Source organism: Bacillota bacterium (genome assembly GCA_040757085.1).
Lineage (GTDB): Bacteria > Bacillota > Sulfobacillia > JACIYH01 > JACIYH01 > JACIYH01.
Map to the genome: position 1 here is coordinate 30,354 of JBFLXJ010000030.1, position 20,410 is coordinate 50,763.

The window sequence follows — 20,410 nt, forward strand, 5'->3', positions numbered from 1 at the left end:
TTTACAATGAGCTTGCGATCCCCCTGCCTGGGGGCGGGACTGAGCGATTTAGGGCGGGGTGGTTTGACGGGGCGAGATGCTGCAGGATAGACTGGCCTTGGTGAGGGATGGATGGCGGGTACGCTTTACCTGGTGGCGGGGCCCATAGGGAACCTGGAAGACATCACGCTGCGGGCGCTGCGGGTTCTGCGCGAGGTCAACCTGGTGGCGGCGGAAGACACCCGTCAGGCCGCCAAGCTGCTGGGCCATTACGGGATTTCCAAACCCACGCTCAGTTATCACTCCCACAACTGGCGCCAGGTAGCACCGCAACTGATTGCGCGCCTGCGGCGGGGCGAGAGCGTGGCCCTGTTGTCCGACGCCGGGTTGCCCGGGATTTCCGACCCCGGGGGAGAACTGGTGGCTCTGGCCGGCAGGGAGGGCATACGGGTGACCGTCCTCCCCGGGCCCAGCGCCCTGGTGGCGGCCGCCGCGCTCTCCGGCTTCCGCCTGGAGGGGGTTTCCTTCTGGGGTTTTCCACCCCGGCGACCCGGCCGTCGGCGCCGCTTCCTGGAGGCGCTCCTCAAAGAGGGGCGTCCTTTCGTCTTCTATGAATCCCCCCACCGCATCGTTCAGACGCTGGCGGACCTGGCAGACCTGGAGCCGGGCCGGCTGGTGGCGGTGGCGAGGGAACTCACCAAGGTGTTTGAGGAAGTGCTGCGGGGGTGCGCCCAGGAGGTTGCCGTGCAGGTGGCGGCGGGGGCACCACGGGGCGAGTATACGGTGGTGGTGTCTGCGTCCCGGCGGGTGAGGATGCCGGGGCGAGGGGACCGGAGCAGGAGCGGGACAGAGGGCCGCGAAAATACTTCGGAAGACGAGGTAGTTGAAGAGGAGTGATTCGATGTACGACCTGCTCATCATGGACGCACGCATTGTGGACGGAACCGGGGCCCCTTACTTTTACGGTGACCTGGGAGTCAGTGGGGATCGCATCACTGCCGTGGGGCGCCTGTCGGGGCAACTGGCCCGCCGCACGGTGGTGGCGGAAGGGCGGGTTCTGGCCCCCGGATTCATCGACATCCATTCCCACTCGGATGCCTCCTATATGATCAACCCCCTGGGGGAAAGCAAGGTGCGCCAAGGGGTGACCCTGGAGGTCATGGGCCAGTGCGGCTGGTCTCTTGCCCCGCTGGAGGGCCCGGCCGTGGATGAAATCAAGAAGGATCTGGAGGCAGAGGACGAGGTCGAGATCAGATGGCGGACCATGGGTGAGTACCTGGCCTGCCTGGAGGAAGCCGGACCTTCGGTGAACCTGGCCGTGGTGGCGGGGCACGGGACCATCCGGGGTTCGGCCATGGGGTACGACGACCGCCCCCCTTCTGAGGAGGAAGCCCGGCGCATGCGGCTTCTGCTGCGTCAGGCCCTGGCGGAAGGGGCGTTTGGCCTTTCCACGGGCCTGATTTATCCACCGGGGTCCTACGCCGCGACTGAGGAAATCATCGACCTGGCCCGTGAACTGGCGCGTGCGGGCGGGGTTTACTTCACCCACATGCGCAACGAGGGGGCCTGCCTTCTGGAGGCGGTGGCGGAGGCTATCCGCATCGGCGAGGAGGCGGGGGTGCCCGTACAGATCGCCCACCACAAGGTAGGAGGAGAGAAGAACTGGGGTAAGGTGAAGGAATCCCTGCGCATGATTGAGGAAGCGCGCGCCCGGGGAGTGGATGTCACCGGTGACCAGTACCCGTACACGGCTTCCTCCACGGGGCTTGCCAGCATCGTCCCGCAGTGGGCACACGACGGCGGCTCCGAGAAGCTCCTGGAGAGGTTGCGGGACCCGGCTACGCGCCGGCGCCTGGTGGCGGAGTGTGTGGATGGCCAGGACTCCTGGAGTGGCTGGGATAAGTTGCTTATCTCCTCGGTCAAGACGGAGGCCAACAAGAAGTATGAGGGGAAGAGCCTGACCGAGGTGGCGCGAGAGCGGGGGCAGGACCCCGTCGAGGCCGCTTTCGACCTGCTTATCGAAGAAGAGCTGGCGGTCGGCATGGTCCGCTTCGGCATGAGCGAAGAGGATGTGCGCACGGTCATGCAGCATCCCTGGGTGATGGTGGGCTCGGACGGCAGCGCCCTGGCGCCGTACGGGCGACTGGGGCGGGGGAAACCCCACCCGCGCAACTACGGTACGTTCCCGCGCGTGCTGGGGCGTTACGTGCGCGAGGAAAAGGTCCTGGGCCTGGAGATGGCGGTCCGCAAGATGACGGGGTTGCCCGCATGGCGCCTGCGCCTCTGGGACCGGGGCCTGCTCAGGCCAGGTTGCCATGCTGACGTGGTCCTGTTTGATCCCGACCGGGTGGTGGACAGGGCCACCTTCACCGACCCCCATCAGTATCCCGACGGGATCGACCTGGTGGTGGTGAACGGCACCGTGACTGTGGAGTACGGCGAGCACACGGGGGCACGGGCCGGCCGGATACTGAGGCGCGGGGCTGCCCACCCGGTGATACCGGGGGAAAACCGGTCATGAGCCACGGTAAGCATGCGGGTGTGGGCACACCCCGACCGCTGGGCGAGGGGCGGGTGGAACTGGGGCGGGCGGAGAAGGGGGTCCGGGAGCGGGTGGGCGAGCGGGTAGCCGCGCTGGCCCCCCGGCTCAGAGAGGTTGCACGCTTTCTGAAGGAGCACCCGGAACTGGGGCATGAGGAGTACGAAGCCCAGCGGCTGCTGTGTTCGCACCTGGAGGAGGACGGTTTCCGGGTGGAGCGGGGGCTGGCGGGTCTCCCCACCTCCTTTCGCGCCCAGTATCCCCCGGGAGGGGGTGGTCGTCCCCGCATAGCCTTCCTGGCCGAATATGATGCCCTGCCCGAGATCGGACACGGGTGCGGTCACAACCTCATCGCCGCCATGAGCCTGGGGGCTGCTCTGGCCCTGCGGGACGAGGTGGCTCGGGACCACGGCACCGTACTGGTGCTGGGCAGCCCTGCGGAAGAGACCACCGGGGGCAAGATCGCCATGTGCGAGGCAGGGGTGTTCGACGACCTGGATGCGGCCATGCTGGTGCACCCGGGCTGGCGCACCGCCGTGGGCGGATCCAGCCTGGCTTCTCATCCGGTGGAGATAGAGTTCTTCGGCCGGGCAGCCCACGCCGCTGCCGCCCCCGAGAAAGGGATCAACGCCCTGGACGCCATGCTCCTTACTTTCCAAGCCGTCCATGCCCTGCGGCCGCGTCTGGACCCGGGGGTGCGCCTGCCCGGCATCATCCTGAACGGGGGAACGGCCCCCAACGTGGTGCCCGATTACACGCGGGCTCGCTTCAGCTTGCGGGCGCCGGACGCGCGTTATCTGGAGGAAACGGTGGTGCCGGCGGTGCTGGATTGTGCGCGCGGTGCCGCCCGGGCCACGGGTTGCCGGTTAGAGTGGCGGTTTTACGAACCCCTTTTCCTGGACATGAAGGAGAATCCGGTGCTGGCGCGCCTGTTCGCGCAGCACATGCGTGACCTGGGCTATGAGGTGGAAGAACTTCCCCCCACCGCCCGGGGAGGATCCACCGACGTGGGCAATGTATCCTACCGGGTGCCGGCCCTGCAACCTTCGGTGGCCATAGGGAATCCGCCCCCGCCCGGCCACACCCGGGAGTTCGCAGAGGCCACCCTGTCGGAAACTGCTCTGCGGGCTATGCTGGACGCGTGCACCGCCCTGGCCCTCACCGGTGCCAGGTTGCTGCACGAACCAGCCCTGGTGCAGGAAGCCTGGCAGGCATGGCACCAGGCGGTGTGCAAACAAGGTGTAGATTCCCGTTGAACGGCCAGCGCGCTCGGTGCACAGTGTGCCAGTCCGATCAAACTGCCAGCACCAGTGCGATCACAAGTGAGAGACGGGGCACAGAGCCCCGTCTCAGCCGGTCACCTGGTTTACAGGCCGCCGAGGGCCGGCGTGCCGCCCCTCCCGGACCGGATCATCCCAGGTTTTAAGGTGCTACGCCTAGTGGAAGGTGGTGGCAGCGGTCAGACGGCCTGGGAAATCATAGCCTGGATGCACTCGCGGCACACATTCTTGCCCTGAAAGTGGACCACGTTGGAGGCGTTGCCGCAGAAGATGCAGGCCGGCTCGTACTTGCGCAGGATGATCTTGTCCCCGTCGACGTATATCTCCAGGGAATCCTTTTCGCCGATGTCCATCGTCCGGCGAAGCTCGATGGGAATGACCACCCGCCCCAGTTCATCCACCTTCCGCACAATGCCCGTTGACTTCACCCGCGTCACCTCTCTCTGCTAGGCTTCGACAGCATCTGCTGGAAATGGTACCAGGTATGGTAGAATAAGTCAAGGGTCTCCGAGGAAAAACTAGAAGTTTGTCGCTCCAGAGGATGAGGCTGCCGGTGGTCATTCGTTCGGAAGGAGGCGGAGCTTCTGCAAGGGGTAGGGGACGTCCAGCGGCTGAGGGAGGAAATCGGGCGTTTGGAAGGTCTTCTGGCGGAACGGAGCCGCTTTCTGTTGGCGCGGCGGGAATGGCTCCGGGAAAGGTTGGCAACCCGGGTCGGTCGCCTGCGGCCGTTGCGCCGGTTGTCACCGGGAGAACTGCACGCGTGGCTGGGAGGGCGATCTCTGGCGGGGGTGGACGGCTCCTGCAACCTGGTGGGTGGTTCCTACCCCCACTACGTGGCGGTGATGGCGGCGGTTGCCCGCACCACCCGGGGGGAAGAGGCCTGGGCCTGGCAGGTGTGGAGTCCGCTCAACAACGACGAGCACCTGGGCGAAGAGGCCGATGAGATGGCCCGCCGGCGGGCCCTTTCCGCTCTGGAGGCACGCGTGGCCGCCCAGGCCCTGGAGCAGTATTCGCCCCGCCTCCTGCTGGTGGATGGGCCCCTCGTGCGGTTGCGCATCGAAGCCCAGGAGGAATGGGAAGCCCTGTTTCGCCAGGCCCACCGCCAGCGTACCCTGCCCGTTGGTGTGATCGAGTCGGTGGGGACATCGCTGGTAGCAGCCCTGCTGCGGGAGGACCTGCCCGCTGCCTGGCGGGGAGCGTTCGACCGAGAAATCCTCTGGGGGCTGCTGGAACCGGGCGAGATGCTTTTCGTGGAGCATCCCCACCGGCCCGGATTGCGGACCTGCTTCATGCGGGCGGGGCTGGACCCGGCGCCCACCGGACTGGACTTCCCGGCCCTGGTTCCGGTGGGAGAAGATCTGGACACCGTGGCCGATGTCCTTTTCACCCTGACCCCGCAGGGGGGACGGGGAATTCCCCTCTGGATCGACCTGGTGGACGCGCGCGTGCGCATCGAGGATCGGGTGGTGCGCGCTGTGGTGGAAAGCGGCATTTCCCGGGAAAACTGGCTCCGCTTTTTGGCTTCTCGCCGGGAAAGGCGGCCCTTCTGAGGGGTATCCGCTGTGGGTTGAGAAAGGAATGAAGACTACCGCCGATGCGGAGACGCCGTGAGGGGGGCGGGGTATGAGGTTTCAGGTGGTGGGTGTGACCACGCCGCAGGAAGTGTGGGTGGTTTCGTCTGATCGGCCCCTGCGGGTAAGCGAGGTGCTGGTGCTGGAGGACGAGATGCTGGGGAACCCGCAGGCGCAGGTGGTGGAAACGCGGTCGTACAACCGGTTCTTCCCCCTCACAACTGACCAGGGCGCACCCGACCAGCAGGTGTTGCAGGCGCTGCAACTCATGGGCTACGACGTGCGGGGGGAAGAAGTTCACCTGGCTCGCCTTCGCCTGCTGGAGGAAACCCCGTTTCCGGTGCGGGTGGGAACCAGGGCTCGCCCGGCCACATTCGCCGAAGTGCGTCACCGCCTGGTGCGGGTTTCTCCTGCCCGGGGCCTGGTGCTGGGTGTGATAAAGAGTACCGAGGAGATGGTTCCCGAGCTGGATGACGACCTGCGGGATCTGGTCTGCACCGTAAGGGGCGGCGAGGTCCGTCCCCAGGACGGGGTGCCGTTTCTGATGGATCCCGCTTCCTGGCAGCAGTACCCCCACCTGGGCGTGTTCGGAGGGTCGGGGTCGGGCAAGTCTTTCGCCGTGCGGGTGATCGTGGAGGAACTCATGCGCCTGGGCTTGCCCGCGGTCGTACTTGACCCCCACTTCGAGATGGATTTCTCCCAGCCCGCATCGGGACTCCCCCCCGGTCGGGCCCGCGGCTTCCAGGGAAGTTTCCGCACCTTGCTCATCGGCCAGGACGTGGGCGTTGACTTCACCGAACTGGGGACCCACGACCTGGCCAACCTGCTGGGTGCCGTCACGCCCCTCACGGAGCCCATGGCCAACGCGGTGGAACTCCTGCACAAGCGGATGGACTCCTACACTTCCTTCGCCAGCCGGGTAGCGGACGTGGCCACCGCTCTGGAGGAGGGTCGGGTAGGCCTGGAGAGGCGCGGCCAGGACCCCTCTCTCCCGGCCACAGAAAGGCAGCGCTACACACGTCTGGTCGAACTGCTAGGGGAGTTTGGCAGCCTTCCCCTCGCTTCGGTGCGGGGCATCCAGTGGCGCCTGCGTCGGCTGGAGTACGCCGGCCTTTTCGGCGCCGACATCAGACCCGTCGAGCAGTTGCTCCTCTCTGGAAAGGTGGCGGTGATCCAGGGGCCCATCTGGCTGCTGGAGGTGTTCGGCGCCTACCTCCTGGGAAACCTGTACCGGCGACGCCGTGCCTACCGGGATGCCCTCCAGCGCGGGGAGCAGGCCGCCTTCTTCCCGCCTTTCGTGGTGGTGAGCGACGAGGCCCACAACTTCGCCCCGCGGGGGTTGGACGCTCCCGCCAAGCGGCTGCTGCGGGAGATCGCCCAGGAGGGGCGCAAGTACGGCGTGTTCCTGGTGCTGGCCAGCCAGCGTCCTGCCTTGCTCGATGAAACGGTCACCGCCCAACTCAACACCAAGTTCGTCTTCCGCACCGTGCGGGCCAGTGACCTGGAAGTAATCAAGGAAGAGACCGACATGACGGCGGACGAGGTCCGCCGCCTGCCCTACCTCCCTACGGGGGACACCTTCGTATCCGCCGCCGTCCTGGGGCGCACGGTGCCCGTACGGATCAGGGCGGCCTGGAGTGCTGCCCCCCATGCCCAGGACCCGTGGCAGGAACTGCGCGAGCGCGAGACGCAGTGGCAGGAAAAGGCCTGGGAGGCGGTGGCGGACCTTTTGCCTATATCCACCGTCAACCTGGTGCATCTGTTGCCCAAGTTGCGCGAGAGGCTGGGTGAGCCGCTCGGCCCCAAAGAGGTGGTGGAATGGCTGGACCGCCTGGCCGGCCAGGGCCTCTTGCGCAAGGACCAGACCCCCTTCGGTGTCACTTACCGACCCGCCGATCCCCGGCCCTGAGTTGTGGTGCGGTTTGAGACTCCCAATTCGGTGCGTTGGCCTGAGGAAGCGAGCCGGGCCGGCCAGGTGGCGAGCCGTCCAGTTGACAGGGGTGATGAGGGCGGTTATATTACTGGCAAAGGTGATGCGGGGGCGGGAGTACGGCTGGAGGGCCGTCCCAGAGAGCCGGGTAAGGTGCAAGCCGGTACGGTGAGCCAGCCCGAACATGGCCCCCAAACCGCAGGCCGAACGACCGCAGGGTTCCAGTAGGCCGGGCCGGAAGGCAGCCGTTATCCTGCCGGGGTGTGCGATTCTGACCGCAGGCGGCAGGTCGCCTATGAGGTGACCGGGGCCGGTGAGGCGGTCGGGCGGCGCACCTGACGAGGCCCGGGGCTGCGGTCCCGGGTGAACTAGGGTGGTACCGCGGTATCCCCGCCCCTGGAGGGCGGGGATTTTTTATGTCCGCGGGCGCGCTGACTGCAAGACACCGCGGAAACGGAGGGTTCGCTATGGGCAGGTTCTACATCACCACCCCCATCTATTACCCCAGTGCCAACCTGCATATCGGCCACGCTTACACCACGGTGGCGGCGGACGCCCTGGCCAGGTTCCACCGCCTGCGGGGCGACGATACCTGGTTCCTTACCGGGACGGACGAGCACGGCCAGAAGATGGAGCGGGCTGCCCGGGAGGCGGGCAAAGATCCCCAGCAGTTCGTGGACGAGATGGTGGCCCGTATCCGGGAACTGTGGCGTGTACTGGACATCTCTTACGACGATTTTATCCGCACCACCGAACCGCGCCATCAGGCGGTGATCCAGGACATCTTCACCCGGCTGTGGAAGCAGGGGGACATCTACCTGGGGCGGTACGAGGGATGGTACTGCACAGGCTGCGAAGCCTACTACACCGAAACGCAGGCCAAAGACATTGGGTATCACTGTCCCGACCACGACAAGCCCCTGGAACGGGTGGGGGAAGACGCCTACTTCTTCCGGCTGTCGGCCTATGCTTCCCGGCTGCGCGAGCACATCGAGCTCAACCCCGAGTTCATCCAACCCTCTTCTCGGCGTCAGGAGATGCTGAGCTTCATCGACCAGGGCCTGGAGGACCTGTGCGTTTCGCGTAGTTCCTTCCGCTGGGGAATCCCGGTGCCGTTTGCCCCCGGGCATGTGGTGTACGTGTGGATAGACGCCCTGTGCAACTACATCTCTGCCCTGGGGTACCCCGATGGGGAGCGATACCGCCGTTACTGGCCCGCCGACGTGCACCTGGTGGGGAAAGAGATCCTCAGGTTCCACACCATCATCTGGCCGATCATCCTGATGGCCCTGGGGGAACCCCTGCCCAGGCGGGTGTTCGGGCATGGGTGGCTGGTGCTGGAGTCGGGCAAGATGTCCAAGACCCGCGGGAATGTGGTGGATCCTCTGGTCCTGGTCGACCGGTACGGGTTGGACGCCGTGCGCTATTTCCTCCTGCGCGAGATCCCCTTCGGTGCGGACGGGTATTACAGCGAGGAGGCCCTGGTGCGCCGGACCAACAGCGACCTGGCCAACGACCTGGGTAACCTGGTCCACCGCAGTCTCAACATGCTCACCCGCTTTGCGGCGGGGAGGGTGCCGGCGCCCTCCCGGCGGGAGCCGGTGGACGATGAGATACCCGCTCTGGCGGCCGAAGTCGTCGAGGGCTTCGCCCGGGCCATGGAGGATCTCCAGATTTCCACCGCCCTGGCCGAGGTGTGGCGTCTGGTGGGGCGGCTGAACAAGTACATCGATGAGGCGGCCCCCTGGGCCCTGCGTCGGGCGGGTGACGAGCGGGTCAACACGGTGCTGTATCAGATGGCAGAGGGGCTGCGCCTGCTGGCCGTGCTGCTCAAGCCCGTCCTGGTCCGGTCGGCACCGGTCCTCTGGGAGCGGGTGGGGGCACCTAAGCCCTTCCCCGAGGTAACCTGGGACGACGCCCGCTGGGGCCTTCTTCCTCCCGGCACTCCGGTGAAGATCGGTGAGCCTCTCTTCCCGCGGCGGGAACTCGGAGGCGCCGTGCTTGCCGGCCCCCGGGAAGCCCCGGCGGACGGTGCTCCGCGCGAAGCAGCCGCGGACGCTGCCCCGCGCGAAGCGGTACCCGTGGCCCGTGCCCGAGGTGACACCCCCGGAGAGCCCGATGAGGGGATGGTCTCCATTGAGGCGTTCAAGCGCCTTGATCTACGGGTGGCGCGGGTGGTACGTGCCGAGAGGGTACCGGGAGCCGATCGCCTGCTCCGGCTGCGGATCGACCTGGGCGACGAGGAGCGCCAGATCGTGGCCGGGATCGCCCAGCATTATCAGCCTGCGGATCTGGAGGGCAGATCGGTGGTGGTGGTAGCCAACCTGCAGCCGGCCATGATCCGGGGGGTCGAGTCGCGGGGGATGCTGCTCGCAGCCCAGCAGGGCGGGCGGCTGGTCCTGGTTACCATCGACGGCGATATCCCCGCGGGAGCCAGGGTGACCTGATGGACACGTTTGCGGGCAACCTGCGGCTGCGGCGCCGGGTGGGCGCACCCGCGCGGCGGCGGTAGAGGTTGAGGAGGTGGAGGGAGACGGCGGCGTTGATTGACAGCCACGCCCACCTGGATTTCCCCCAGTTCGACCGGGATCGAGGTGAGGTGATGGAGAGGGCGTGGCGGGCAGGACTGGTGGCGGTGGTGAACCCGGGAGCGGACCTGGCCTCCAGCCGGCGCGCCTGTAACCTGGCGGCTCGCGAAGAGCGGGTGTGGGCGGCGGTGGGTATCCACCCCCACAGCGCCACCGAGTGGGAGGAGGGAAAGGCCGAAATCCGCCGCCTGGCAGCCGGGCCGCGGGTGGTCGCCATCGGGGAAACCGGGCTCGACTACTACCGCATGTTGAGTCCCGCTCACGTGCAGCAGGAAGCCCTGGTGGGTCACATTCACCTGGCGCGAGAGCTGGGACTTCCTCTCATCCTGCACTGCCGGGATGCTTACCCGGACATGATGGAGATCCTGCGCCGGGAAAAGGCCGGTGAGGTGGGGGGCGTGGTGCACTGCTTCTCCGGGGATGAGGAAGCTGCGCACCGGGCACTGAACATGGGATTTTACGTGGGGTTTGCCGGGCCGGTCACGTTTGCCAGTGCCCACGGACTGCGCCGGGTGGTGCGGGGAGTTCCTCTGGATCGGCTGGTGGTGGAGACGGACTGTCCCTATCTGGCCCCGGAGCCGTGGCGGGGCAAGCGTAATGAACCGGCCTTAGTGACGAAGATAGTGGAGGCGGTGGCCCGGACCCGGGGCGTCTCACCGGATCAGGTGGCCAGCGTTACCGCCGAGAACGCCCGCCGCCTCTTCCGCCTTACCTGGGGTTTCGGGTCCGGTGACTGCGCATAATCCATCGCCTTCCTTCCCATACTTAGTCAGGAAATGATGGCGAAGGGAGGCAGGACGGTGCGCGATATTGAGCGTTGGAACCCGTGGCGGCGGTGGAGGGAGCTGGAAGCGGAAGCGGGGCGCCTCCTCGGCGTGGTGCCGTGGTGGGGAACGGTGCTGGAAGACGTACACCACTGGGAGCCTTCCGTGGACATGTACGAGACCGATAAAGACGTGGTGGTGGTCGCGGAAGTGCCGGGGCTGCGCGCCCAGGATTTGAGCGTGAACGTGCGTCGCAACGTGCTCACCATTGCCGGGCGGACCAGCGAGGAGAGACAGGAGGAGACAGCCACCTACCACCGGCGCGAACGCCGCTTCGGCTCCTTTCATCGCAGCTTCCAGTTGCCCGCGGAGGTGGACGCAGAGCGGGCACGGGCGGAGTACCGTAATGGGGTGCTGGAGGTGCATTTGCCCAAGGCGGAAGACGCCGGGTTGAAGAACGTGCGGGTAGAGGTCAAGAACGAGGGGTGAACAGGGCGGCCTCCCCTGGCAGGGATGGCAGGATCGCCCGTCGAATTCTGTCTCCTTACAGGGGGTCGAAAACACTGTTGCGGTGGAGAGAGATGGGCAGGAGCCGCTACCTGCGGGCTATCGCCATCCTGGTGGGGACGGCGCTGCTCCTGGTGGGGCCGGTTGTCCTGCCGGACAAAAAAGTCGAGGTCCTGGCCGACGGCAAGGTGCTCAGCGTAGCCACTTCTGCCCGGCGCGTTGACCAGGTACTGGCCCAGGCGGGGATCAGGCTGAGTTCCCGCGACGTGGTGGTTCCGGGACTTGACTCTCATCTGCGGCCCGGGATGCGGGTCCATGTGTACCGGTGCGTACCATTGAGTATCACCGCGGACGGCATAACCCGCGAGTTGGCCTCGCCGGGTCCCACCGTGGCCGCAGTACTGCAGGAGGCGGGGGTGGAACTGGGCCCCGACGACGAGGTGATCCCGGGTCTGGCCGCCCCCGTGCAGCCGGGGATGGCCATTCGGGTGGTGCGCGTTTCTTACCGCGAGGAGACGGGGCGTGAGGTGATTCCCCATCGGGTAGAGAGGCGCGACGACGAGAACCTGCCGTACGGGCTGACGCGTGTCCTGCGCCGGGGCCAGCCCGGGTTGCAGGAGGTCACTTACCGGGTCAAGTACGCCGATGGCGAGATGGTGTCCCGAGAACCGGTTGCCTACCGGGTGGTGCGGGAGCCGGTGGCCGAACTGGTGGCGGTGGGGCGCGCCTCTTCCATCTCCCGCGGCGGCCAGGTGATCCGCTTCGAGCGGGCCATGGAGGTGACGGCCACCGCCTACTACCCGGGGCCGGAGTCATGCGGTCCCAATGCCACCGGATACACGTACACCGGGGTGAAGGCGGGGCGGGGTATCGTGGCCGTCGATCCCAGGGTGATTCCCCTGGGCACCAGGCTGTACATTGAGGGTTACGGATTCGGCCTGGCTGCTGACATCGGCGGTGCCATCAAAGGGAACAAGATAGACCTGTGCTACGATACCCTGGCTGAGGCCTGGAAGTGGGGAAAGCGAAGGGTCATCGTGTACATCCTGCCGTAGGTCAGGGAATACTGCCGCCCGACTGGCGGGAGCGCCTCACCTCCCCCAGCGTGCTGCACAGGTTGCTGGTGGATAGGGGCATTACCCTGCGCCACCAGTGGGGTCAGAATTTCCTCACCGACGGTAACATCCTGCGCAAGATCGTTGAAAGCTGCGAGCTGACGCCGGACGACGCCGTGCTCGAGGTCGGGGCCGGGGTGGGTACCCTCACCCGGCCCCTGGGACGGGGGGCGGGGTGGGTAATGGCCCTGGAAATCGATCCCGCCCTGGTAAGTGTCCTGCAGGAGGCGGTGGCGGATCTGCAGACGGTCACCGTGCTCCAGGCCGATGCGCTGCGGGCGGAGTGGCCCGCCCTGGTACAGGAGGCGCGGCGGCGGGCTGGCCCCGGGGGCAAGGTCAAGCTGGTCGGGAACCTGCCCTACTACCTCACCTCCCCCCTGCTGTACCGGTGGCTGGAGGGACCCCTGGACTGGGATCTTGCCGTGCTCACGCTCCAGAAGGAAGCGGCGGAGAGACTGGTGGCAGGTCCGGGATCGAAGGCATACGGTGCCCTGTCGGTGCTGACCGGCGTGCGGGCGGAGGCCCGCCTGGTAGCGCGAGTCTCCCCCGGTTGCTTTTTCCCCCGGCCCCTGGTCTGGTCGGCCCTGGTGGTGATGGAGCGCAAGGGGGAACTGGCTATACCTCCGGGGCTCATGGATGTTCTGCGAGCCGCTTTCGGCCAGCGGCGCAAAACCCTGCTCAACGCTCTGGCCGGTTCCCCGGTGGCGACCGATCGGGAGGAAGCCGCTGCACTCCTGCGTGAGGCGGGGATAGATCCCGGCCGGCGGGCCGAGGAGCTGAGCGTGCGAGAGTTCCTGGCCCTGGCTACCTGCTGGACCGCCCGCCGGCAGGGAGCCGGCTGAACCCATCATAACCCTTTGGCCCTGTCGCCGCAGACGCTGGTGCCATGCCCCCATAGAACAGGCCCCCGGCCGTGATGTTCGTGAGTGATTTGTGTTACAATGGGTGCCGGGTGGGGAGCAATGTACTTCACTAGCCCAACCAGGGGCGTCCTGGGCTTTGAGCAGATGTTCGCGGACATCATGAGCTTCGTGGCCGAGGACCCCGACGCGTCATACAAGTTGATCATCGGTACGGACTCCCAGGTCCACGAGGACGTCGTTTTCGTGACCGCGGTGATCATTCACCGGCTGGGCAAGGGAGGACGTTACTACTTCACCAGGCGCAGGGAGCGCAAGATGCCCAGCCTGAGGCAGCGCATCTTCTATGAGGCTGCCCTGTCCCTGGGGGTGGCCAGCAGGATTGCCGAACGCCTTGCCCAGAATGGCTGTGCTTCCCTGGACATCGAAATCCACCTGGACATCGGTCGCAACGGGGAGACCCGGGATATGATCCGCGAGGTGGTGGGCATGGTCGCGGGCACCGGGTTCGATGCCAAGATCAAGCCCAACTCCTACGGTGCTTCCAAGGTAGCCGACAAATACGCCCGCTGACCCTTGACAGGCACCTGGCTGAGGCGTAGAATGAGTGTTTCTTGACCGCGGCGTATAAGTGTGATACAATTGGAACATCAGGTTGCTTTTGGCGGGGCGAAGGGAAGGATGTTTATGCCGACCAGCCAGGTGCTGCGAGCAATCCGGGAAAACATCGACTGCCACGTGGGAGAAAAGGTCAGGGTGCGCGCCAACAAGGGGCGCAAGAAGGTGGTCGAGAAGGAAGGCATCCTGGAAAAGACCTACCCCTCCATCTTCGTGGTCAAGATCGAAGGCAAGCAGATACCCATGCGCCGGGTTTCCTTCAGCTATACAGACGTACTCACCTCAGCGGTAGAAGTGATCGTGTGCACTGAAGAGGGAGAGAAGCGCCTCCAGGTTTGCAACGGTTAGCGCACGGGCTTCGCTGACCGGGCCCCCCGCGTGGGGGCCTGTTTCTTTTTTGCTTTGGCTGCCGGGTTCCGTCAGTAGCTGCCCCTATCACCTGCCGTGTGTACCCGCGCATAGGATGGTTACATAACAGGGGTAACAGCGGGCAGGTGATATCACCTGGACAGGGTTCTTGATTCGCTGTGCCGGGCTCGGCGTCACCTCCTGGCGCTGGACAACGTAGTGGGAGTGGGTGTTGGGTACAAGGAGGTGGGCGGAGAGCCCACCGGTCACCTGGGGGTGACGGTGCTGGTACGTCGGAAGGTGGAGGCCCGCGACTTGCCCCGTCGTCACCACGTCCCCTACCGGCTGGGTCAGGTGCTCACCGATGTGGTGGAGGTCGGGGATCTGGTGCTGCTGGCTCGCACCGATCGGGTGCGACCTCTGGTCCCCGGCGTCAGCATCGGACACTGGCGGGGTGGTGCCGGTACCCTGGGCGCGGTGGTGCGCGACAAGCGCACCGGCGACCTCATGATCCTCTCCAACAACCATGTGCTGGCCAACGGCACCGACGGCAGGGATGATCGTGCCCGGAGGGGAGATCCCATCCGCCAGCCGGCCCCCTACGATGGGGGAACAGAAGGAGATACCGTGGCCCACCTGGAACGGTTCGTGCCTCTGTTTCGCGCCGGGGCGGGTACCACCGCATACTGTCCGGTGGCGCGCCGGGTGGAGAAGATCGTGGACCGCCTGGTGGCAAAGGTGCGTCCCTCATACGGCATCCGTCTCTACCCTCGCCGGAGCAGGGAGAACGTGGTAGACGCGGCCGTGGCGCGCCCCTTGCCCGGGATATCCCTCGACCCCACCATCGTGGAAGTGGGCCGGGTGACGGGCATTGCCGACCCGGAGATCGGCCTGGAAGTGATGAAGAGCGGGCGCACCACGGGCCTCACGCGGGGGCATCTGCGCGTGGTGCACGCTGCCGTCAGGGTGGCGGTTTCCGACACCGAGTGGGCCTTCTTCAGCGAGCAACTGGTCTTTACCGCCATGGGTGCCCCGGGAGACAGCGGCTCCCTGATCGTGACTCCCGAAGGCAGGGCGGTGGGGCTGCTGGCGGCGGGCTCCGACCGGGCCACCATCGCCTGTGAGATCCGCCGGGTACTGGACCTCCTCGACGTGGAACTGGCGTAACCGGAATGGGCAGACCGCTGCAAGGGCACGCCAGCTATGGGGCGGCCCCGAAGTCACGGGTGTCCTGCCACGGGGGGCAGCCGGGAGGTTGCCGGCCGGGAGCAGAGGAATTGCCACCGGTGGGCGAGAATGCAAGAATGGCGGTCACCTTCGGCATGCCGGCGTCCGGCACCGGGGTGGTGCGACCGCGGGTGATCACGTGTCCATACTCCTCCCCGCCTGTGCCAAGGTCAACCTGGCCCTCGAGGTGGGCCCTCGCCTTTGCGACGGGTATCACCAGGTACGCACGGTATTTCAGGCCATCGACCTGTGTGACCTGGTGCTGATGGAGTTGTCTCCTGACCTTGCGGTGACCTGTGGCTGGCCGGGCGTCCCCGAGGGGGAGGCGAACCTGGCATACCGGGCTGCGCGGTCCATGCGGGACATGTGCGGCCATTCCGCCTGCGGGGTCCGCGTGCAGTTGTTCAAGGCCATCCCCCCGGCCGCCGGTCTGGGCGGAGGAAGCTCGGATGCCGCTGCCACCTTGAGGGGCTTGACCTGGCTGTGGAAGGCACGTCTGCCCCCGGCCGAGATGGTGCGCGTGGCGGCCGAGCTGGGGAGCGATGTGCCTTTCTTTCTTACGGGGGGGACCGCTCTGGGGGAAGGAAGGGGCGACCGGTGTGAGTCGCTCCCTGGCCTGCCCGACTGCCCGCTGGTGGTGGTGTGTCCGCCCCGCCAGGTAGCCACGGCAGAGGTGTACCGCCTTTGGGACAGCAGCCCACGCCGACCGGTGCCGGAGGGCAAGGGGGTAGAGGCGGTCCGGAGCGCACTGGGCCGCGGTGATCTGGCCGGTGTGGCGGGTGCGCTCTGGAATGACCTGCGGGCGATCACGGAGTATCTGGTTCCCGAGGTGGGGGAGGTCAGGGAGCTGCTGATGGGATGCGGGGCACTGGGCACCGAGATGAGCGGGAGCGGTCCGGCCGTGTTCGGGATCTTCCCTTCGGTGTCCGCAGCGTACCGGGCTGTGGTCCTGGCCCGTGGCCGGGGGCACCGGGCTTTTTTGTGCCGTCCCATGGGCCGCTGGGCCCTCTACCCCGGGGAGGGAGATTTTTCTTAAAATCGGGATGGCTCCTGCTGCCGGCTTGTGGGAAGGAGGGGAGGGTATGACGGGCGGACTGGTGCTGGCGGGTGCTCCTAACCGGGGGCGATTGCGGGAGGTAAGCGATGCTCCTTTCGAGGCCCTGATCCCGCTGGGAGGTCGCCCCCTGGTGGAATACGTGGTGGAAGCCCTGGCTGGCTGCCCCCAACTGGAACGGGTGGTGGTGGTGGGACCCGCAGCCCTGGGGTATCTGGCTGCCCGTCCGCGGGTACAGGTGGTGGAAGGCACCGGGGACCTGGTGGACAACCTGGCCCGGGGCCTGCGAGAATTTCCCCCTGACGAACCCGTGGTGGTGGCCACCGGCGACATCCCACTCATTACCCCCGAGGTGGTGGAGGGGTTCCTGGCAGACTGCCAAGCCCTGGGGCAATACGATTTTTACTACTCCGTCATCCCCAGGGAGGCCATCGTTTCCCGGTATCCGCAGGCGAAACGAAGCTGGATCGGGCTGCGTGATCTCACCGTGACGGGGGGCAACCTATTCATGCTCAACCCGGGCGCGGCCCTGGCCATCCTTCCCCTGCTCAAACGGGTAACGGACCTGCGCAAGAGCCCCCTGGGGCTGGCCTCCATGCTGGGGCCGGTGCTGGTACTTAAGTACCTGTTGGGAAGGCTCACCCTGGCGGAAGCCGAGAGGCGGGTGCAGAGTTACTTCCACATCAGCGGGCGGGCGGTGGTCAGCCGCCGGCCGGAAGTGGGGATAGACGTTGACAAACCGGCCGACCTGGAACTCGTCACAGCGATCCTGGCCTCCCGAGCCTGATCCGGATCTGGTGGCGGTGGTGCTCGCAGCCGGGGAGGGCAAGCGCATGAAATCCTCCCTGGTCAAGGTGTTGCATCCCCTGCGGGGCCGCCCGCTGGTGCAGCACGTGCTGGATGCCGTGCGGGGCGCGGGTGCTTCCCGGGTGATCGTGGTGGTGGGGGTACAGGCTGGGCTGGTAGAGGCGAGACTGCGTGCCGGGCTGGAGCCTTGCGGGGTTTCAACAGCTCCCAAAGAGGTGGAGTTCGTGCACCAGGAGCGGCCGCTGGGGACGGCCCACGCCGTACTCGTGACCAGGCCTCTCCTCGAAGAACACCGGGGGGACGTCCTGGTGGTGTACGGCGACACCCCGCTCCTCGATCCCGGCGACCTGCGAGTCCTGGTGGAGACGCGGCGACGAGCGGGGGCGGCCCTGGCATTCCTCACTACTTACCTTGCCGATCCCACCGGGTACGGGCGCGTGATCCGCGACGGAACCGGGCGCGTGGCGGGCATTGTGGAAGAGGCCGATTGCACCCTCGAGCAGCGCCGGGTCAACGAAGTCAATGCCGGGGTTTACTGCTTCGCAGCACCCCGCCTGTGGGGTGCCCTGGAGCAGGTGGGGCAGGGCAACGCCCAGGGCGAGTTTTATCTAACCGATGCCGTGAAGGTCTTGCTTAGCGAGGGTGAAGCGGTGGTTGCCGTTCCTGTCCGGCCCGAGCGGATGGTGGGCATAAACGACCGGCTGGAACTGGCGCGGGTGGAACTCACCCTGCGCCGTGCGCACCTGGAGGGCATCATGCGGCAGGGAGTGACGGTGGTTGATCCCGCCTCGGCTTTCCTGGATGATCGCGTAGAAGCGGAGCCGGACGTGGTCATCGGGCCGGGCACGGTGGTGGAAGGACAGGTGCGCATCAGGAAGGGTGCATCCCTGGGGCCACTGGCGATAATAAGGCAGCGCGATAGGAGGTAACGAGGGTGGCAGGGTTGGGAGCAGATCTGCAGTTGTTTGCCGGGGGAGCAAACATTCCCCTGGCGCTCGAGGTGGCCGAGTACCTGGGTATCCCCCTGGGAGCCATGGAACTCAAGCGTTTTGCTGACGGCGAGGTCCGGGTGATGATCACAGAGAGCGTGCGCGGGCACGACTGTTTCGTGATCCAGCCCACCTCGCGGCCGGTGAATGAGAACCTGGTCGAGCTTTTGGTCATCATAGATGCGCTCCGCCGGGCCTCGGCCCGGCGCATCACGGCGGTTGTGCCCTACTACGGTTACGCCCGCCAGGACCGCAAGTTCCGGGGTCGGGAGCCCATCACGGCCAAGCTGGTGGCCAACCTGCTCACCGTGGCGGGGGTGGACCGGGTGCTCACCATGGATCTCCACGCCGGGCAGATCCAGGGCTTCTTTGATATTCCGGTGGATCACCTTACGGCCGCCCCCCTGCTGGCCGATTACTTTCGGCAGAAAGACCTGGGGGACGTAGTGGTGGTTTCCCCGGACGTAGGGGGAGTAGCCCGGGCCCGCGGGCTGGCCGAGAGGCTGGGGGCCCCTCTTGCCATCGTGGACAAGCGGCGACCCGAGCCCAACGTGGCCGAAGTGATGAATGTCATTGGACGGGTAACCGGAAAAGTGGCTATAATCATGGATGACATCGTGGACACAGGTGGCACTCTGGTGGAGAGCGCCGAGGCGCTCATGGGCCGGGGGGCGAAGGCGGTCTATGCATGCTGCACGCACGCCATCCTCTCCGGCGAGGCTCCCCGCCGGATACAGGAGAGCACCCTGGAGGAGCTGGTAATGACCAACACCATCGACCAGAGGGGCCGCCTGGGTCCCAAGCTCAAGGTGATCTCGGTGGCCCCCTTGCTGGGGGAAGCTATCCGGCGCATCCATTCCGATATGTCCGTATCGGAAATGTTCCAGTGAGGTGACGAAAGTGGCGGAGATCAGGCTCAAGGCCCGCCGCCGGCAGGCGGGAAAGGGGCAGGCCCATCGCAGCCGGCGGGAAGGATGGGTACCGGCTGTCCTCTACGGCAGGCAGGTGGGGAGTATCCCCGTGCAGGTGCCGGCCCAGGAACTGGCTCGTTATCTCATGGCCGGTCTGGGGACGGGTACCGTGGTGCGGCTCGACCTGGAAAACGGTGAGTGCCAGGAGTGGACCACGGTGCTGAAGGAGATCCAGCGGGACCCCGTCAGTCTGCGGGTGCTGCACCTGGACTTCCAGCAGGTTTCCCTGGGAGACGTGTTGCAGGTGGAAATCCCGGTGGTCATCAGGGGTGGCGAGGAGGTCGTACGCCGGGGAGGGGTGGTGCAGCACCAGCTCCCGCGCGTGCGGGTGGAGTGCCCGGTTACGGCCATCCCGGCCGACATCGAGGTGGACGTATCGCGGCTCCAGATCGGGGAGCACCTTACGGTGGCCGACCTGCGCCTGCCCCCCGGGGTCAGGATGGTGGAAGAACCCGACGAAGTGGTGGTCACGGTACTGGCCCCCAGGCGTGAGGAAGAGGCCCAACCGGCCCAGGAAGAGGCACCTGAAGAGGCGCCCGCTGGGGGTGGTGCCTAGCTGCGGCTGTTCGTGGGGCTGGGTAATCCGGGGGAGAGATACCGCCTCACCCGTCACAACCTGGGATTCTGGGTGGTGGAGGGACTTTCCCTCAGGTGGAATATCCCCCTCTCCCAGCACCTGGGCGGGGGGATGCTGGGCCTGGGCCGGGTAGAAGGCGAAAGGGTGGGTCTTTTTGTCCCCCTGACCTATATGAACCTGAGCGGGCATGCGGTGCAGCAGGCCGTGACTCACCTCGGCCTGGTGCCCGCCGACCTGCTGGTGATCCACGATGACCTGGACCTGGAGGCGGGGCGGTTGCGCATGCGTCCGGGCGGGGGGTCGGGCGGACACCGGGGCGTGGAGTCGGTGATATGGGCCCTGGCGAGTGAGGATTTCCCGCGGCTCCGTCTGGGGATAGGCCGTCCCCCCGCCGGTGTCGACCCCGCCGAGTACGTTCTCAGTCCCATGACCGAGGAGGAAGTGAGGTTTTTCCGCTCCGTGGTCGAGAGGGCTATGGATGGGTGTGCCATGCTGCTGGCTCGCGGCCTGGACGTGGCCATGGGGTGGGTTAATTCGGGCAATGCTTCCCCTGGTTGATTTTTGCGCTCAGAGCGAACAGATAAGGCACCTGGCCCGGCGGCTGTCAGAGAGCGGGGAGGCCGGGCTACCGTCCGGGGGCGGGGCCCCACCGGTTCAGGATGGGGACGGGCCGACGCGGGTGCCTG

General features: G+C 66.5%; 20 protein-coding genes. 19 read left to right on the forward strand and 1 reads right to left on the reverse strand.

What is annotated here, in order from left to right; all coding sequences use genetic code 11:
- Window positions 1–111: 111 nt before the first annotated feature.
- From rsmI to AB1446_11550, 3 genes are read left to right on the forward strand one after another with little or no spacing between them, the layout of a single operon-like run.
- On the forward strand, window positions 112–876 hold the full coding sequence (gene rsmI, locus AB1446_11540) for a 16S rRNA (cytidine(1402)-2'-O)-methyltransferase (GenBank protein MEW6547525.1): 765 nt from the start codon (window positions 112–114) through the stop codon (window positions 874–876).
- On the forward strand, window positions 863–2,500 hold the full coding sequence (locus tag AB1446_11545; protein ID MEW6547526.1) for a D-aminoacylase: 1,638 nt from the start codon (window positions 863–865) through the stop codon (window positions 2,498–2,500). Before rsmI ends, AB1446_11545 begins: the two co-directional genes overlap by 14 nt.
- A complete protein-coding gene (locus AB1446_11550) occupies window positions 2,497–3,774 on the forward strand; it encodes a M20 family metallopeptidase (GenBank protein ID MEW6547527.1) in 1,278 nt (425 codons plus the stop codon). The genes AB1446_11545 and AB1446_11550 overlap by 4 nt, the downstream gene beginning before the upstream one ends.
- A 203-nt stretch (window positions 3,775–3,977) precedes the next feature.
- Here the strand turns inward: AB1446_11550 and AB1446_11555 are convergent, their stop codons facing one another.
- The gene (locus AB1446_11555; protein ID MEW6547528.1) at window positions 3,978–4,226 is read right to left on the reverse strand and encodes an AbrB/MazE/SpoVT family DNA-binding domain-containing protein; all 249 of its coding nucleotides are present in this window, start codon (window positions 4,224–4,226) and stop codon (window positions 3,978–3,980) included.
- A 204-nt stretch (window positions 4,227–4,430) separates the two neighbouring features.
- Between AB1446_11555 and AB1446_11560 the strand changes: the two genes are divergently transcribed.
- The 16 genes from AB1446_11560 to pth all read left to right on the forward strand — a co-directional run bounded on the left by AB1446_11560 (window position 4,431) and on the right by pth (window position 20,282).
- Entirely contained in the window at window positions 4,431–5,348 is a 918-nt protein-coding gene (locus AB1446_11560; protein MEW6547529.1) for a DNA double-strand break repair nuclease NurA, read from the forward strand.
- A 73-nt stretch (window positions 5,349–5,421) separates the two neighbouring features.
- The gene (locus AB1446_11565; GenBank protein MEW6547530.1) at window positions 5,422–7,278 is read left to right on the forward strand and encodes an ATP-binding protein; all 1,857 of its coding nucleotides are present in this window, start codon (window positions 5,422–5,424) and stop codon (window positions 7,276–7,278) included.
- A 488-nt stretch (window positions 7,279–7,766) separates the two neighbouring features.
- Window positions 7,767–9,746 (forward strand): methionine--tRNA ligase, encoded by a 1,980-nt coding sequence (gene metG, locus AB1446_11570; GenBank protein MEW6547531.1) that lies wholly within the window; start codon window positions 7,767–7,769, stop codon window positions 9,744–9,746.
- A gap of 68 nt (window positions 9,747–9,814) precedes the next feature.
- Window positions 9,815–10,630 (forward strand): TatD family hydrolase, encoded by an 816-nt coding sequence (locus AB1446_11575; protein ID MEW6547532.1) that lies wholly within the window; start codon window positions 9,815–9,817, stop codon window positions 10,628–10,630.
- Between the two features lie 57 nt (window positions 10,631–10,687).
- Window positions 10,688–11,140 (forward strand): Hsp20/alpha crystallin family protein, encoded by a 453-nt coding sequence (locus AB1446_11580; protein ID MEW6547533.1) that lies wholly within the window; start codon window positions 10,688–10,690, stop codon window positions 11,138–11,140.
- Between the two features lie 77 nt (window positions 11,141–11,217).
- On the forward strand, window positions 11,218–12,213 hold the full coding sequence (locus AB1446_11585; GenBank protein MEW6547534.1) for a ubiquitin-like domain-containing protein: 996 nt from the start codon (window positions 11,218–11,220) through the stop codon (window positions 12,211–12,213).
- Window positions 12,174–13,115 carry a 16S rRNA (adenine(1518)-N(6)/adenine(1519)-N(6))-dimethyltransferase RsmA gene (rsmA, locus tag AB1446_11590; protein MEW6547535.1) on the forward strand — a complete coding sequence of 314 codons (942 nt, stop codon included), beginning with the start codon at window positions 12,174–12,176 and terminating at the stop codon, window positions 13,113–13,115. The genes AB1446_11585 and rsmA overlap by 40 nt, the downstream gene beginning before the upstream one ends.
- Before the next feature lie 120 nt (window positions 13,116–13,235).
- Window positions 13,236–13,706 carry a ribonuclease H-like YkuK family protein gene (locus AB1446_11595; GenBank protein ID MEW6547536.1) on the forward strand — a complete coding sequence of 157 codons (471 nt, stop codon included), beginning with the start codon at window positions 13,236–13,238 and terminating at the stop codon, window positions 13,704–13,706.
- 114 nt (window positions 13,707–13,820) lie between these two features.
- On the forward strand, window positions 13,821–14,099 hold the full coding sequence (locus AB1446_11600) for a Veg family protein (GenBank protein MEW6547537.1): 279 nt from the start codon (window positions 13,821–13,823) through the stop codon (window positions 14,097–14,099).
- 219 nt (window positions 14,100–14,318) lie between these two features.
- A complete protein-coding gene (locus AB1446_11605) occupies window positions 14,319–15,266 on the forward strand; it encodes a hypothetical protein (GenBank protein ID MEW6547538.1) in 948 nt (315 codons plus the stop codon).
- A gap of 199 nt (window positions 15,267–15,465) precedes the next feature.
- Window positions 15,466–16,362: a 4-(cytidine 5'-diphospho)-2-C-methyl-D-erythritol kinase gene (gene ispE, locus AB1446_11610; protein ID MEW6547539.1), complete on the forward strand. Its 897-nt coding sequence runs from the start codon at window positions 15,466–15,468 to the stop codon at window positions 16,360–16,362.
- 46 nt (window positions 16,363–16,408) lie between these two features.
- A complete protein-coding gene (locus tag AB1446_11615; protein MEW6547540.1) occupies window positions 16,409–17,167 on the forward strand; it encodes a nucleotidyltransferase family protein in 759 nt (252 codons plus the stop codon).
- Window positions 17,112–18,116 carry an NTP transferase domain-containing protein gene (locus AB1446_11620; GenBank protein MEW6547541.1) on the forward strand — a complete coding sequence of 335 codons (1,005 nt, stop codon included), beginning with the start codon at window positions 17,112–17,114 and terminating at the stop codon, window positions 18,114–18,116. The genes AB1446_11615 and AB1446_11620 overlap by 56 nt, the downstream gene beginning before the upstream one ends.
- Window positions 18,117–18,121: 5 nt before the next feature.
- Window positions 18,122–19,066: a ribose-phosphate pyrophosphokinase gene (locus AB1446_11625; protein MEW6547542.1), complete on the forward strand. Its 945-nt coding sequence runs from the start codon at window positions 18,122–18,124 to the stop codon at window positions 19,064–19,066.
- A 10-nt stretch (window positions 19,067–19,076) separates the two neighbouring features.
- A complete protein-coding gene (locus AB1446_11630; GenBank protein ID MEW6547543.1) occupies window positions 19,077–19,703 on the forward strand; it encodes a 50S ribosomal protein L25 in 627 nt (208 codons plus the stop codon).
- Window positions 19,704–19,715: 12 nt separating this feature from the next.
- Window positions 19,716–20,282: an aminoacyl-tRNA hydrolase gene (gene pth / locus AB1446_11635; protein MEW6547544.1), complete on the forward strand. Its 567-nt coding sequence runs from the start codon at window positions 19,716–19,718 to the stop codon at window positions 20,280–20,282.
- Window positions 20,283–20,410 lie beyond the last annotated feature (128 nt).

Bases quoted from the DNA above. Each gene is read 5' to 3' on its own strand.
- rsmI (MEW6547525.1), top strand. From the start codon at position 112: ATGGCGGGTACGCTTTACCTGGTGGCGGGGCCCATAGGGAACCTGGAA.
- AB1446_11550 (MEW6547527.1), top strand. From the start codon at position 2,497: ATGAGCCACGGTAAGCATGCGGGTGTGGGCACACCCCGACCGCTGGGC.
- AB1446_11565 (MEW6547530.1), top strand. From the start codon at position 5,422: ATGAGGTTTCAGGTGGTGGGTGTGACCACGCCGCAGGAAGTGTGGGTG.
- metG (MEW6547531.1), top strand. From the start codon at position 7,767: ATGGGCAGGTTCTACATCACCACCCCCATCTATTACCCCAGTGCCAAC.
- AB1446_11595 (MEW6547536.1), top strand. From the start codon at position 13,236: ATGTACTTCACTAGCCCAACCAGGGGCGTCCTGGGCTTTGAGCAGATG.
- AB1446_11600 (MEW6547537.1), top strand. From the start codon at position 13,821: ATGCCGACCAGCCAGGTGCTGCGAGCAATCCGGGAAAACATCGACTGC.
- AB1446_11615 (MEW6547540.1), top strand. From the start codon at position 16,409: ATGACGGGCGGACTGGTGCTGGCGGGTGCTCCTAACCGGGGGCGATTG.